The sequence below is a fragment of the Mycobacterium conspicuum genome, from assembly GCF_010730195.1.
Lineage (GTDB): Bacteria > Actinomycetota > Actinomycetes > Mycobacteriales > Mycobacteriaceae > Mycobacterium > Mycobacterium conspicuum.
On the sequence record NZ_AP022613.1, the window covers coordinates 4,854,144 to 4,867,161 of the forward strand.

Consider the following 13,018-nt stretch of genomic DNA (forward strand, 5'->3'; position numbering starts at 1 on the left):
TTTCCGAGAGAGAGGAGCCCACCATGAACGACACCGACGTCCTGGTGGTAGGCGCCGGCCCCACCGGCCTCACGCTGGCCGCGTCCCTGATCGCCCAGGGCAACCGCGCGATCGTGGTCGACAAGCTGCCCGAGGGCCAGAACACTTCCCGCGCGGCCGCCGTGAACGCACGCACCCTGGAGGTGCTCGAAGACCTCGACGTGGCACGCCGAATGGTCAAGGCCGGGCTGATCGCCCCACGGTTCACCATGCGCCAAGGACCACGCATCCTGATGCCCGTCGACTTCAGCCCGCTGCCGACCCAGCACCCCTACACGCTGATGCTCTCCCAGGCCGACACCGAGCACCTGCTGCTGGAAAGGCTGCACGAACTCGGCGGCCAGGTATTACGGCCCAAGACCCTGACCCGCATCACCCAAGACGCGACCGGCATCACGGCCGCCTTCGACGACGGCGACACCATCCGGGCCGGCTACGTCGTCGGCGCCGACGGGATGCACAGCACGGTGCGCGAACAGGCCGGAGTCGGCTTCGCCGGAGGTGAATTCGCCGAATCCTTCACGCTCGCCGACGTTCGGGTGACCGGGCAGGCGCCGCGCGACGAGGTGATCCTGTTCTACGCCAACGACGGCCTCACCGTGCTCGCGCCGCTGCCCGACGACATCTACCGCATCGTCGCGCCGACGAAAGACGCACCGGAGCACCCGTCGGCGGAATTCGCCCAACGGCTGCTCGACACCCGGGCCTTCGGCCCCGGACAGACCCGCGTCACCGAATTGCTCTGGGGCACACGGTTTTACATCCACCACCGCGTCGCCGAGCGCTACCGGGCCGGACGACTGCTGCTGGCGGGCGATGCCGCGCATGTGCACAGCCCGGCCGGCGGGCAGGGCATGAACCTCGGCATCGCCGACGCCGTCGCCTTGGCCGCGGCGCTGTCAAACGTGTTGCACGGCGGCGACGAGGCCGCCTTGGACGCCTACGCGGCCGCCCAGCGCGGGCGCGCCGAGCAGGTGCTGAAGCTGACCGGGCGGCTGACCCGCATGGCGACGCTGCCTCGCCCGCTGCGTCCGGTCCGCAATTCGGCAATGCGCCTGGCCGCGCGCGTCCCCGCCGTGCGACGGCAGCTGGCGTGGCAATTGAGCGGCCTGAGCCGCCGTTGAGGGCGGACCTCACCCTCGGGTGTCAATCCGCAGGCGTGACCAGCCGCCAATCGTCGCCCACACCGTGAATGTCGACCTTCTCCCCCTCGGCCTCGATCTGAACGGTCGCATCGCCCAGCCGCAGGTTGGTCAGCGCGACCCTGCCCCACTCCCCGGGCAAGCGCGGCGACAGCGACAGGGTGCGGTGCGGCACGTGCGGGTCGAGGCCCAAAAAGGACCGCAGCAGCAGCAGCGGCGCGGCGCTGGCCCACGCCTGTGGCGAGCACGACGTGGGGTAGGGCACCGGGGACGCGAACTGCGAACGGGGAAATCCGCAGAACAACTCGGGAAGGCGCCCACCGAATGCCGCCGCCCCGTCGAGCAGGCCGGAAGTCAGCCGCTCGGCCAGCTCCACCGCCCCGGGGACGTGGCGATACCGCAGCAGGCCGGCCACCGCGATCGCGGTGTCGTGCGGCCACACCGAGCCGTTGTGGTAGCTCATCGGGTTGTACGCACCCATGGTCGTGGCCAGCGTGCGCAACCCGAATCCGGAGTCCATCTCGGCGCCCGCCAGCCGCTCCACCACGGCGGCGGCATGCTCGTCGGTCGCGATACCGGTCCACAGGCAGTGGCCGATATTGCTCGTCAACGCGTCGACCGGGCGCTTGTGTCCATCCAATGCGACGGCATACCAACCCTTTTCGGGCAACCAGAACGCCTCGGTGAATCGGGTTTGCAACCGGCGCGCGCGCTCGCGCAACCGCTCAGCATGCGACGCTTCGCCCAGCGCTTCGGCGAGTTCGGCCCGCGCCAACAGCGCCGCATACAGATAGCCCTGCACCTCGCACAGCGCGATCGGCGGTTCGGCGACGTGGCCGGCGGCGTCGTTGATGCCGTTGAAGCTGTCCTTCCAGCCCTGATTGATCAGGCCCCGGTCGGTGGCGCGCTGGTATTCGACAAACGAGTCGCCGTCGCGGTCGCCGTAATGCTCCGCCCAGCCAAGCGCGGCGTCGGCCGCGGGCAACAACGACCGGACGGCGGCTTCGTCGGCGCCCCACCGCCAGCATTCCGCGAGCAGCATCACGAACAGCGGGGTGGCGTCGGCGGTGCCGTAATACACGCTGCCGCCCAGCACGTCGGCGCTGGCCGGGCCGCGCCTCACCTCGTGCATGATGCGACCGGGCTCCTCTTCGGTGAGCGCGTCGACGCACCGCCCCTGCGACGCCGACAGCCGCTGCAGGGTGCCGACCGAGAGCCCCACGTCCAGCGGAAGAGCCATCCACGCGGTCAGCAGGCTGTCCCGACCGAACAGGGTCATGAACCATGGCGCGCCGGCCGCGACGTACGGCCAGCTACGGCCGTCCTCGTCCTGGATGAGCAGGGCGCCGAGGTCGCTTTCGGTCTGGCGCAGCACCCGCGCCAGGACGGCGTGGTCGGTTTCGACCGTCGTGGACGTGTAGCGCCACGTCTCGATCTTGCGAGCCGGCGCGCTGGTCTGCACGTTCTCGCCGCGCGGGAAGCGGGTTCGGATTTTGCGGTCGGCCCAGGTCGGCTGGACCATGATTTCCGTTTGCCACTGCCCTCCCGCCGGCACCACCACCCGCCAATTCAGGGACCCGGGCAGCACGACCGGATCACCGGTGGCCGCCACCGACAGGCCCCGCACATTGTCGGCCCGCCCCCGCAGCATCAGCTCGCCGCCGACGACGGTCGCCTCCGCACCCGCCACCGGCGCGCGTCCCTCCTTCACCGCGAACAGGTCGGCGAAGTCGGCGTCGGCGTGCAGTTCGAGGAACACCACCGTGCTCTCTTTGTCCAGGTTGTGCAGCCGGATCGTCTCCCGCAGCCCGTCGGCGACCAGCCGCTCCCGGACCACCAGCAGCGTGCTGTCCGCGCGGCCCGCGGCCGGGGCCCTGCGCAGGATGAACTGGGCCGCGAACCCCTCGGCCGACTCGACGGTCAACGACTCGGCGACCTGGCCGTCCACCCTGAGTTCCCACCGCGACAGCACCCGCGCATCGCGGAAGAACAATCCGTGGGAGGTCCCGACGAGCACATCTCCGCGACGGTCGGACAAACAGAACGTCCCCCCCTCGATGAGGGTCACCGTTTCGCTGCCGACCCCGATGGACACCGGAGGTCCGCTGTTGAGTGCCGAAGGCACGGTCACGCGGTGGCCTTCCGGAAGTCGTGACCGCCGCGCCGGCGAGATTCGACGACGTCTTGAGACCTCATCCGACGCGCGCCGGACGCCTGATGCAGCACGTCGCGATAGATCGTTTCGTACGCCGAACCGAACTGTGCGACACCGAAATTGGCGGCAACGTGGCGTCGGCAGGCATGCGGATCCAGGGTTCGGGCCGCACGGATCGCGGCGGGCAGCTCCTCGGCCCGGTCACACACCACGCCCGTCACGCCATCGACCACGACTTCGGCCACGGCGCCGCCGCGCAACGCGACGACGGGCGTGCCGCAGACCATGGCCTCGATCATCACGATGCCGAACGGCTCCTCCCACTGGATCGGGAAGAGCAGGCAACGCGCGCGCGCCAACAGCTTTCGCTTGCTGACGGCATCGGCCTCACCGAACACATGGTCGGCGTCGGTCAGCAACGGCCGGACACAGTCCTCGAAATACTCCCTCTCAAAGGGCTCGCTGCACTTGCCGGCGAGCACCAGCGGAAGCCCGGCCTCGTGGGCCGCCTGCAGCGCCAAGTGCGCACCCTTGTACGGGGCAAACCGACCCAAAAACAGTGCGTAGTCGTCCTTTTCGGCTTGAAATGGCCACTCCTCGACCCGCAGGGCATTGTGCACGCGGCCTATCCAATTGAGGTCGGGCGCCAACTCCCGCTGGCGATCGCTGATCGCCACCAGGCAGACGTCGGCACTGAGTTCCCGATAGTAGGGATACAGGTCGTCGTCGATGGGGCCGTGCACGGTGACCACGGTCGGCACCCCCAGCGCGTGGTAGGCCGGCGCATTCATCGGGCCGGCGAAGGTGTGGTCATGCACGATATCGACGCCCTCGGTCGCCGCGATCCGGGTGATCGCGCTGCGCACCTTCAACGCGTGCATGACCTCCGGGTACGGCTGTCCCAGCCGGTCGGGCACGGTGCGCTCCCACAGCGGCACGAACTTGGCCGCCGTGCCGCCTTCGCCGGCGCCGAGCACGGTGACTTGGTGCCCCCGGGCGACGAGTGTGTCGGCGAGGTCGGCCACGACGGCCTCCACGCCGCCGTATCCAGTTGGCGGGATATCGAAATAGGGCGGCGCGACGAGCATGATCCGGATGGGACGACTGGAATCCACGGTGTCGGTCGTTAAGGCGAAATCGGCGCCGCGCATTGACATTTCCTCCTTGCACCACTTCACTGCGCGCGTTAGCAGTCTCAACCCTTGAGTGCCAATTATGGCCATCGGCGCACCGTCCGCCAAGTGGGGGCGGGTCCCCACCCGCGCGCCGCGGCGGACTTGCGGCGAGCCGTCCGCGCACCGCCAAAATCGAAGCATGTCGAACCGGAACGCGTCGATGCCTCAGGCGCGTGCTCGCGATCGGGCCGCGCTGCAGGCGGTGAATTTCTTCATGGCCGACATGGAGGCCGGCATGGGCCCCTTTCTGGGTGTCTTGCTGGCCAGCCGCGGCTGGAGCACCGGGACTATCGGTGCGGTGATCACCCTGGGCGCGATCGTCGGCATGCTCACCGTCGGGCCGGCGGGGGCGTTGGTCGATGCCACCAGCCGCAAGCGGGCCTGCGTCATCGTGGTCGGCCTGTCCGCCGTCGCGGCTTCGGCGGTGATCCTGACGTCACGGCATTTCTGGGTCATCGCCGCCGCGCAGGCCGTCATGTGCATGTCCGGCGCGATGATCGCCCCCGCCGTGATCGGCATCACGCTCGGCCTGGTGGGCCAAGCCCGCTTCACCGTCCAAAACGGCCGCAACCAGGCATGTAACCACGCCGGCAACATGGTCGGCGCGGCCGCCTCCGGGCTGGTGGGCCGGCTCTCCGGATACGCCGGCGTGTTCTGGCTGGCCGCCGGGTTCGCGGTGGTGACCATCATGTCCGTGCTGGCGATCCCGGCCGCTGGCATCGACCATCACGTGGCGCGCGGAGAGGCCCGGGCCGCGGTCGGAGCCCCGATCAAAAAGTTGCGCGTGCTGCTCGAGTCCCGGCCGCTGCTGGCGCTGGCCGCGGCCCTGGTGCTGTTTCATCTGGGAAACGCGGCGATGCTGCCGCTCTACGGGCTGGCGGTGGTGGCCACCCACGCCGACCCGTTCACCACGGTGGCCTCCACCGTGGTCGTCGCGCAGGGGGTAATGATCGTCACCTCGTTGGTCGCGATGCGGCTGGCCCAGGCACGCGGCTACTGGCTGGTGATCCTGATCGCGTTCACCGCCCTACCGGTGCGCGCGCTGCTGGCCGCCGGCATCATCACCACCTGGGGCGTGATCCCCGTGCAGGTGCTCGACGGGATCGGCGCGGGCATGCTGTCGGTGGCGGTCCCCGGCCTGGTGGCCCGCATCCTCGACGGCACCGGCCACGTCAACGCCGGCCAGGGCGCCATCATGGCCGCACAAGGTCTCGGCGGAGCACTCAGTCCGGTGCTGGGCGGCGTGGTCGCCCAGCACTTCGGATTCCCCGCCGCGTTCGCGATGCTTGGGTCGCTGTCGCTGGGCTCGCTGCTCATCTGGCTTCGGTTCCGGTCCGTGCTGCGCCGCGTCGACGAGAACGCGCCCGCGGTTCCCGCCCCCGCGGGCGCGGCCTGAGCAGTCGGGATCCGACGCACGCGAGAATCCCGCCGCGACGGCCGCTGGCCTCCCGCAATCAGCGTCGACAATCCGGCAAAATGGGCGCTATGGACACTGGTTCCACCTCGCCTCGAGTCTTGGTCGTCGACGACGACTCCGACGTGCTCGCCTCGCTGGAACGCGGCCTGCGCCTTTCCGGCTTCGACGTGTCGACCGCCGTCGACGGCGCCGAGGCCCTGCGCAGCGCCACCGAAACCCGGCCGGACGCAATCGTGCTCGACATCAACATGCCCGTGCTCGACGGCGTCAGCGTCGTCACCGCCTTAAGAGCGATGGACAACGACGTCCCGGTCTGCGTGCTCTCCGCGCGCAGCTCGGTCGACGATCGGGTGGCGGGCCTGGAGGCCGGCGCCGACGACTACCTGGTCAAGCCGTTCGTGCTGGCCGAGCTGGTGGCCCGGGTCAAGGCGCTGCTGCGAAGGCGCGGCTCCACGGCGACGTCCTCCTCGGAGACCATCACCGTCGGCCCGCTGGAGGTCGACATCCCCGGTCGTCGGGCCCGGGTCAACGGCGTCGACGTCGACCTGACCAAGCGGGAATTCGACCTGCTGGCCGTGCTGGCCGAGCACAAGACCGCGGTGCTGTCCCGCGCGCAGCTGCTCGAGCTGGTGTGGGGCTACGACTTCGCCGCCGACACCAACGTCGTCGACGTGTTCATCGGCTACCTGCGCCGCAAGCTGGAGTCCAACGGCGGTCCCCGGCTGTTGCACACCGTCCGCGGCGTGGGATTCGTGCTGCGCATGCAATGAAAGTGAAATGAACGTCCTGTCGCGGATCTTCGCCCGCACGCCCTCGCTGCGCACCCGGGTGGTGATCGCGACGGCCATCGGCGCGGCCATCCCGGTGCTCATCGTCGGCGTCGTGGTCTGGGTGGGAATCACCAACGACCGCAAGGAGCGCCTGGACCGCCGGCTCGACGAGGCCGCGGGCTTCGCCATCCCGTTCATCCCGCGCGGCATCGACGAAATCCCGCGCTCCCCCAACGACCGGGGCGCCCTGATCACGGTCCGGCGCGCCGACCTGATCAAGTCGAACTCCAACATCACGCTGCCCGATCTGCCGCTCGGCTACGCCGACACCTACATCCACGGGGTGCGCTACCGGGTGCGCACGGTGAACGTCCCGGGCCCCGGGCCGACGTCGCTGGCCGTCGGCGCGACGTATGACACCACCATCGCCGAGACCAACAACCTGCACCGCCGGGTGTTGCTGATCTGCGGATTCGCCATCGTCGCGGCGGCGGTGTTCGCCTGGCTGCTGGCGGCGTTCGCGGTGCGCCCGTTCAAGCAGCTCGCCCAGCAGACCCGCGCGATCGAGGCCGGCGACGAGGCGCCGCGCGTCGAGGTTCACGGCGCCAGCGAAGCCGTCGAGATCGCCGAGGCGATGCGCGGCATGCTGCAACGCATCTGGGACGCGCAGAACCGGACCATGGAGGCGCTGGCCTCGGCACGCGACTTCGCCGCGGTGTCCTCGCACGAACTGCGCACCCCGCTGACCGCGATGCGCACCAACCTCGAGGTGCTGGCCACCCTGGACCTGGGCGAGGACCAGCGCAAGGAAGTGCTGCACGACGTCATCCGCACCCAATCGCGGATCGAGGCCACCCTGAGCGCGCTGGAGCGGCTGGCCCAGGGCGAACTTTCGACGTCCGACGACCATGTCCCGGTCGACATCACCGAGCTGCTCGACCGCGCCGCGCACGACGCCATGCGGATCTACCCCGACCTCGACGTTTCCCTGGTGCCCTCGCCGACCTGCATCATCGTCGGGATGCCGGCCGGGTTGCGCCTCGCCGTCGACAACGCGATCGCCAACGCCGTCAAACACGGCGGCGCCACCCGGGTCCAGCTGTCGGCGGTCAGCTCGCGCGAGGGCGTGGAGATCGCGGTGGACGACAACGGCAGCGGGGTGCCCGAGGCCGAGCGTGACGTGGTGTTCGAGCGATTCTCCCGGGGATCGACCGCCTCCCATTCGGGGTCGGGTCTGGGGCTGGCGTTGGTGGCCCAGCAAGCCCACCTGCACGGCGGCACGGCGTCGCTGCACGACAGCCCGCTGGGCGGCGCGCGGCTGCTGCTGGATCTGCCCGCCCCCTGCTAGCCCGCGTTATTTCTTCGAGCCCTTGCGCCCCGGCGTGAAATAGGCCCGCCGCGCGGTTTCCTCGTCTCTGAACCAGACCTGGGCGACGGTCCGCTCGTAGGCCGCATCGTCGGGCGTGTAGTAGTGCCTGGTGTCAGAGCGGCCCTTGACCAGCCATCCCGCCGGTCCGGCGCCGTCGGCGCCCGCGCGCGCCGAGCCCGCGCCGTACGGCGCGAAGGGCACCGTCGGGATTTTGGTGGTCGGCGTTTCTTCTTTGGTGGGGGCGACGGGAATCTTGGTGGTCGGTGGCTCCTCTTTCTTGGGGGCGACGGGGATCTTGGTGGTCGGCGGCTCCTCTTTCGCGGGGGCGACGACGATCTTCGTCGTCGGCGTTTCAGGCTCCGCCGTCGGCGCACCCTTTCGAAGCAGCGCGAATGTCAACGCCAAGCCAAGGAAAAAGGACAGCGCGAAAAGCCACCAGTGCACGTGCTGCATCACCGCGCGAACCTCGCAATCGCCCAGGCAACCGCGGAGCCCGCCACAAACGCCAGCAGGTACCACAGCCACTGGATCACGAAGTCCATGCCGAATTCTCCTTAGCCGACCACGATTTCGACGCGGCGATTCTTGGCGCGACCATCGGGCGTGTCGTTGCTGGCGACCGGGTTGATCGAACCCAGGCCATGCACGACAAGGTGATCGCGCGCGACGCCGTGGGCAACCAGGAAGTCCGCGACCATGTTGGCCCGCTGCGAGCTCAGCGGAATGTTGATGCCCTCGGTGCCCGTATTGTCGGTGTAGCCGTTGATCGTGCTGTGAGCGTTCGGACACGCCTTGAGCTTGTCGGCCACCTGGCTCAGCATCTGGTCGTCGGCCGGGGTCAGGCTGACGCCGTCGGCCGCAAACGTAACCGGCCCGCCCGTCACGGCATTGATAGCCGCTTGCAGGTTGTCGCAGGGGTTGGCCGGCGGCGGCGGTGGCGGTGGCGCACCGGGCGGTGGGGGTGGCGCGTTAACCACAAGGCGGTCAACGACATTCAGATTCGACCAGGTGTGCGTCGCCTCCTGGTCGATCGAATTTTTCTGGTCCGCCGATGCGGCGGTGCCGGCCAGCGTGACGGTGTCCCCGTTGACGGTGAGGTTGAAGTCGGTGATCGACGCGCTGTCGGTGAAAAGCGGTCCCGCCTTTGAGAAGTCGAGCGCGGTGACGCTGGGGTCGATCTTGATTTGGTCGACGACGTTGACGGCCGGACCCAGCGCGCCTTTGAGCGATTTCATCAGCTCCGCTTTGGCCGAGTCGTCGGGAAGATTGCCGCTGAGCGTTATGTTGTTGCCGCTGCGGCTAATTGAAAAGGGCGCCAGGGACAACTTCGGGGCAGCGAGCTTGGTCGACGATGTGGGCGACGGCGCCGCGGTGCTCGGCCCGGCGCCAGAGGATGGGTGATCGTAGGCCGCGTAGCCGATTGCGGCTGTCAGCAACGGGATAACCACCAGGCCCGTGAGCCAGGCGAAGCCACGCGACCGAACGCGCGGTGCTCGCCATGACCCGAAACCCACCATTCGCTCCTTCCGGTGCTACTCGGGCACACTAGAGCAATGAGTGGACCGACCGATAGCGACACCCTGGCACGCATCCGCGACTTGGTAACCGAGGAGAAAGACCTGCGCTCGCGGCTGCAGCACCACGACATCACCGAGTCCGAGGAGCACGATCGCCTGCGCCGCGTCGAGGTCGAACTCGACCAGTGCTGGGACCTGTTGCGGCAGCGTCGGGCGTTGCGCGAGACCGGCGGCGACCCGCGCGAGGCCGCAGTGCGCCCGGAGGACCAGGTCGAGGGCTACCTGGGCTGACGATGACCGACGTCGTCATCGTGGGCGGCGGGCACAACGGTCTGGTCGCGGCCGGTTACCTGGCCCAAGCGGGCCTGCGGGTGCGGTTGCTGGAGCGGCTGGGCCACGTCGGCGGGGCCGCGGTGTCGGCGGCGGCCTTCGACGGTGTCGACGTCCGCGTGTCACGTTATTCGTATTTGGTCAGCTTGCTGCCGCCGCGCATCGTCGAGGACCTGGGCGCGGCGGTGCGATTGGCGCAGCGGCCGTTCTCGTCCTACACCCCCGACCCGGGCACGGCCGGTCGCACCGGGCTGCTCGTCGGCGCGCAAGGCATCCCGGAGGCCGCGCAGTTCTACCGCCGCTGCGCCCTGGTGACCGACAAACTCTGGCCCACGCTGCTCGAACCGCTGCTCACTCGCGAGCAGGCCCGCCGGCGCGTCGGCGACGCGGCGGCCTGGCGCGCGATCACCGAAGCGCCGATCGGGCGCGCCATCGCCGACGCGGTGCGCGACGACCTGATCCGCGGCGTGATCGCCACCGACGCGCTGATCGGCACCTTCGCTCGCCTCGACGACCCGTCGCTGCGGCAGAACATCTGCTTCCTCTATCACCTGCTCGGCGGGGATTGGAAGGTGCCCGTCGGCGGGATGGGCGCGGTGACCACGGCCCTGGCCGCCGCCGCCCAGGGCTATGGCGCCGAAATCAGCACCGGCGCAGACGTTTACGCGATAAGCCCGGATGGCGAGGTGCGATACCGTCTTTCGGGTGACGACGAGCACCGCATCGAAGGCCAATACGTTTTGGCCGGTGTCACGCCCGCGGTGTTGGCCGAGCTGTTGGGCGAGCCGCCCCCGCCCTCGGCGCAGGGCGCGCAGGTCAAGGTCAACTTGGTGCTGCGGCGGTTGCCCCGCCTGCGCGACGAAAGCGTCACGCCGGAGCAGGCTTTCGCCGGGACGTTTCACGTCAACGAGATCTGGACCCAACTGGATGCGGCCTACTCGCAGGCCGTCGCGGGTCAGCTACCGGACCCGTTGCCCTGCGAGGCCTACTGCCATTCGCTGACCGATCCGAGCATCCTGTCGGCCGCGCTGCGCGACTCCGGCGCGCATACCATGACGGTGTTCGGGCTGCACACGCCGCACTCGCTGGGCGCCGATCCCGCCGACCTTACCGACGCGGTGCTGGCGTCGCTGAATTCCGTTCTGGCCGAACCGATTCAGGATGTGCTGCTCACCGATAGGCACGGCCGTCCGTGCATCGAGACGACGACCACCGCGGACCTGCAAAACACCCTGCGCATGACCGACGGCCACATCTTCCACGGCGGGCTGTCGTGGCCGTTCGCCGAGAATGACGACGAGCTGGACACGCCCGCGCGTCAATGGGGCGTGGCCACCGGTCACGAACGAATCATGCTGTGCGGCTCGGGCGCTCGCCGCGGCGGGGCGGTGTCGGGCATCGGCGGCCACAACGCCGCGATGGCCGTGCTGGCTTCTCTGCGACGGTGAGCTATGCCGCATCGAGTGTGCGGTGAGGGATATTGACTCTGCGGTGAGGGCGGGCCCTTCTCGAACTTCTCCGCCATAGCCGCAGAGTCAACGAGCGTCGATGCCCACGTAGTCGCGCTCGGTGTAGCCGGTGTAGATCTGGCGCGGGCGGCCGATCTTGCTGTCGCTGTCGTCGTGCATCTCACGCCAGTGCGCGATCCAGCCGGGCAGCCGGCCCAACGCGAACAGCACGGTGAACATCCGGGTCGGGAAGCCGAGGGCCCGGTAGATCAGGCCGGTGTAGAAGTCGACGTTGGGGTAGAGCTTGCGCTCGATGAAGTAGTCGTCGGTCAGCGCCGCCTCTTCGAGTTCCTTGGCGATGTCCAGCAGGTCGTCGTCGCCGCCGAGCTTGGCCAGGATCTTGTCGGCCTGTTCCTTGACGATGCGGGCACGCGGGTCGTAGTTCTTGTAGACGCGATGGCCGAAGCCCATCAGCTTGACGCCGGCTTCCTTGTTCTTCACCTTGCGCACGAACTCGCTGACGTCGTCCTCGCTCTGGCGAATCTCCTCGAGCATCTCGAGCACCGCCTGGTTGGCCCCGCCGTGCAGCGGGCCCCACAGCGCGTTGATGCCGCCGGAAATCGAGGTGAACAGGTTGGCTTGCGACGATCCCACCAACCGCACCGTCGACGTCGAACAGTTCTGCTCGTGGTCCGCGTGCAGGATCAGCAGCATGTCCAGCGCCCGTACTATCTCGGGGTCGGCCTGGTACGGCTCGGCGGGCAGCCCGAAGGTCATCCGCAGGAAGTTCTCCACCAGCGACAGCGAGTTGTCCGGGTACAGGAACGGCTGACCGATCGACTTCTTGTAGGCGTAGGCGGCGATGGTCGGCAGCTTGGCCAGCAACCGGATCGTCGACAGCTCGACCTGCTCGTTGTCGGCCGGGTCGAGCGAATCCGGGTAGTACGCCGACAAGGCGTTGACGGTGCTGGACAGCACCGGCATCGGGTGGGCGTTGCGCGGGAAGCCGTCGAAGAATCGCTTGAGGTCCTCGTGCAGCATCGTGTGCAGCTGGATGCGCTTGGTGAAGTCGGCCAGCTGCTCGGTGCTGGGCAGCTCGCCGTAGATAAGCAGGTAGCTGACCTCGATAAACGTCGACTTCTCGGCGAGCTGGTCGATCGGAATCCCGCGGTAACGCAGGATGCCGGCGTCGCCGTCGATGTAGGTGATGGCGCTCTTGCAGGCGGCGGTGTTGACGAAGCCGTTGTCAAACGTCGTCAGGCCGGTCTTGGCCAACAGCGAACCGAGCGCAACGCCGTCGTTCCCTTCGGTAGCGCGCACGATGTTCAGTTCTATGTCGCCACCCGGGTACTCGAGTTTGGCGGTGTCGTCGGTGTCGGCCACGAGAACCCCTTTGCGCTCTGGCTGATATGGCTGGCTCCGCACGAAGTGCGTACTGCTGAAGGTAGTCGTTATCGCGACTGCGCGCCTGTCCGGGGTCGGGTCTGCGGTCGGGTGTGCCCGCGGTTATGGCGGGCATCACAAACGCGTCAACCTACGTGAGGCCGTCCGCTATGTAGCGCCCATATGCCAATGGACTCGCTCTCGGACGCCTATTGCCGATCGTCCCCGCCAAGGCGTCCGCGCTAATGCCCCTTTACTCGATCTTGACCGGGT

At 68.6% G+C, this 13,018-nt stretch carries 12 protein-coding genes; 6 read left to right on the plus strand and 6 right to left on the minus strand.

Annotated elements, in window-relative coordinates; genetic code table 11:
* Nucleotides 1-23: 23 nt before the first annotated feature.
* Nucleotides 24-1,163: an FAD-dependent monooxygenase gene (locus G6N66_RS22140; RefSeq protein WP_085231811.1), complete on the plus strand. Its 1,140-nt coding sequence runs from the start codon at nt 24-26 to the stop codon at nt 1,161-1,163.
* A 22-nt stretch (nt 1,164-1,185) separates the two neighbouring features.
* Here the strand turns inward: G6N66_RS22140 and G6N66_RS22145 are convergent, their stop codons facing one another.
* Both G6N66_RS22145 and G6N66_RS22150 read right to left on the minus strand, forming a co-directional pair.
* Nucleotides 1,186-3,312, minus strand: coding sequence for an amylo-alpha-1,6-glucosidase (locus tag G6N66_RS22145; protein WP_085231810.1), 2,127 nt, complete (start codon nt 3,310-3,312; stop codon nt 1,186-1,188).
* On the minus strand, nt 3,309-4,487 hold the full coding sequence (locus tag G6N66_RS22150) for a glycosyltransferase family 4 protein (RefSeq protein WP_085231824.1): 1,179 nt from the start codon (nt 4,485-4,487) through the stop codon (nt 3,309-3,311). Before G6N66_RS22150 ends, G6N66_RS22145 begins: the two co-directional genes overlap by 4 nt.
* Before the next feature lie 64 nt (nt 4,488-4,551).
* Between G6N66_RS22150 and G6N66_RS22155 the strand changes: the two genes are divergently transcribed.
* The 3 genes from G6N66_RS22155 (at nt 4,552) to G6N66_RS22165 (ending at nt 8,046) form a co-directional block, all read left to right on the plus strand.
* Nucleotides 4,552-5,907, plus strand: coding sequence for an MFS transporter (locus G6N66_RS22155; RefSeq protein ID WP_139825097.1), 1,356 nt, complete (start codon nt 4,552-4,554; stop codon nt 5,905-5,907).
* An 80-nt stretch (nt 5,908-5,987) separates the two neighbouring features.
* On the plus strand, nt 5,988-6,698 hold the full coding sequence (gene prrA / locus G6N66_RS22160) for a two-component system response regulator PrrA (RefSeq protein WP_139825096.1): 711 nt from the start codon (nt 5,988-5,990) through the stop codon (nt 6,696-6,698).
* Between the two features lie 7 nt (nt 6,699-6,705).
* The gene (locus tag G6N66_RS22165) at nt 6,706-8,046 is read left to right on the plus strand and encodes a HAMP domain-containing sensor histidine kinase (protein WP_085231807.1); all 1,341 of its coding nucleotides are present in this window, start codon (nt 6,706-6,708) and stop codon (nt 8,044-8,046) included.
* A gap of 6 nt (nt 8,047-8,052) precedes the next feature.
* Here G6N66_RS22165 and arfC read toward each other — a convergent pair whose 3' ends face one another.
* The 3 genes from arfC to arfA are packed head-to-tail and all read right to left on the minus strand — an operon-like array spanning nt 8,053 to nt 9,503.
* A complete protein-coding gene (gene arfC, locus G6N66_RS22170; protein WP_085231806.1) occupies nt 8,053-8,520 on the minus strand; it encodes a channel accessory protein ArfC, sunset domain variant in 468 nt (155 codons plus the stop codon).
* Nucleotides 8,520-8,609 carry a channel accessory protein ArfB gene (gene arfB, locus G6N66_RS30600; protein ID WP_443677569.1) on the minus strand — a complete coding sequence of 30 codons (90 nt, stop codon included), beginning with the start codon at nt 8,607-8,609 and terminating at the stop codon, nt 8,520-8,522. Before arfB ends, arfC begins: the two co-directional genes overlap by 1 nt.
* Nucleotides 8,610-8,621: 12 nt before the next feature.
* Nucleotides 8,622-9,503 carry a channel-forming protein ArfA/OmpATb gene (gene arfA, locus G6N66_RS22175; RefSeq protein WP_232079388.1) on the minus strand — a complete coding sequence of 294 codons (882 nt, stop codon included), beginning with the start codon at nt 9,501-9,503 and terminating at the stop codon, nt 8,622-8,624.
* Nucleotides 9,504-9,620: 117 nt separating this feature from the next.
* Between arfA and G6N66_RS22180 the strand changes: the two genes are divergently transcribed.
* Both G6N66_RS22180 and G6N66_RS22185 read left to right on the plus strand, forming a co-directional pair.
* The gene (locus G6N66_RS22180; RefSeq protein WP_085231804.1) at nt 9,621-9,875 is read left to right on the plus strand and encodes a DUF2630 family protein; all 255 of its coding nucleotides are present in this window, start codon (nt 9,621-9,623) and stop codon (nt 9,873-9,875) included.
* 2 nt (nt 9,876-9,877) lie between these two features.
* Nucleotides 9,878-11,362 carry a phytoene desaturase family protein gene (locus G6N66_RS22185; RefSeq protein ID WP_085231803.1) on the plus strand — a complete coding sequence of 495 codons (1,485 nt, stop codon included), beginning with the start codon at nt 9,878-9,880 and terminating at the stop codon, nt 11,360-11,362.
* 87 nt (nt 11,363-11,449) lie between these two features.
* On the opposite strand, the gene G6N66_RS22190 is transcribed toward G6N66_RS22185, so the two are convergent.
* The gene (locus G6N66_RS22190; protein WP_085231802.1) at nt 11,450-12,745 is read right to left on the minus strand and encodes a citrate synthase; all 1,296 of its coding nucleotides are present in this window, start codon (nt 12,743-12,745) and stop codon (nt 11,450-11,452) included.
* Nucleotides 12,746-13,018 lie beyond the last annotated feature (273 nt).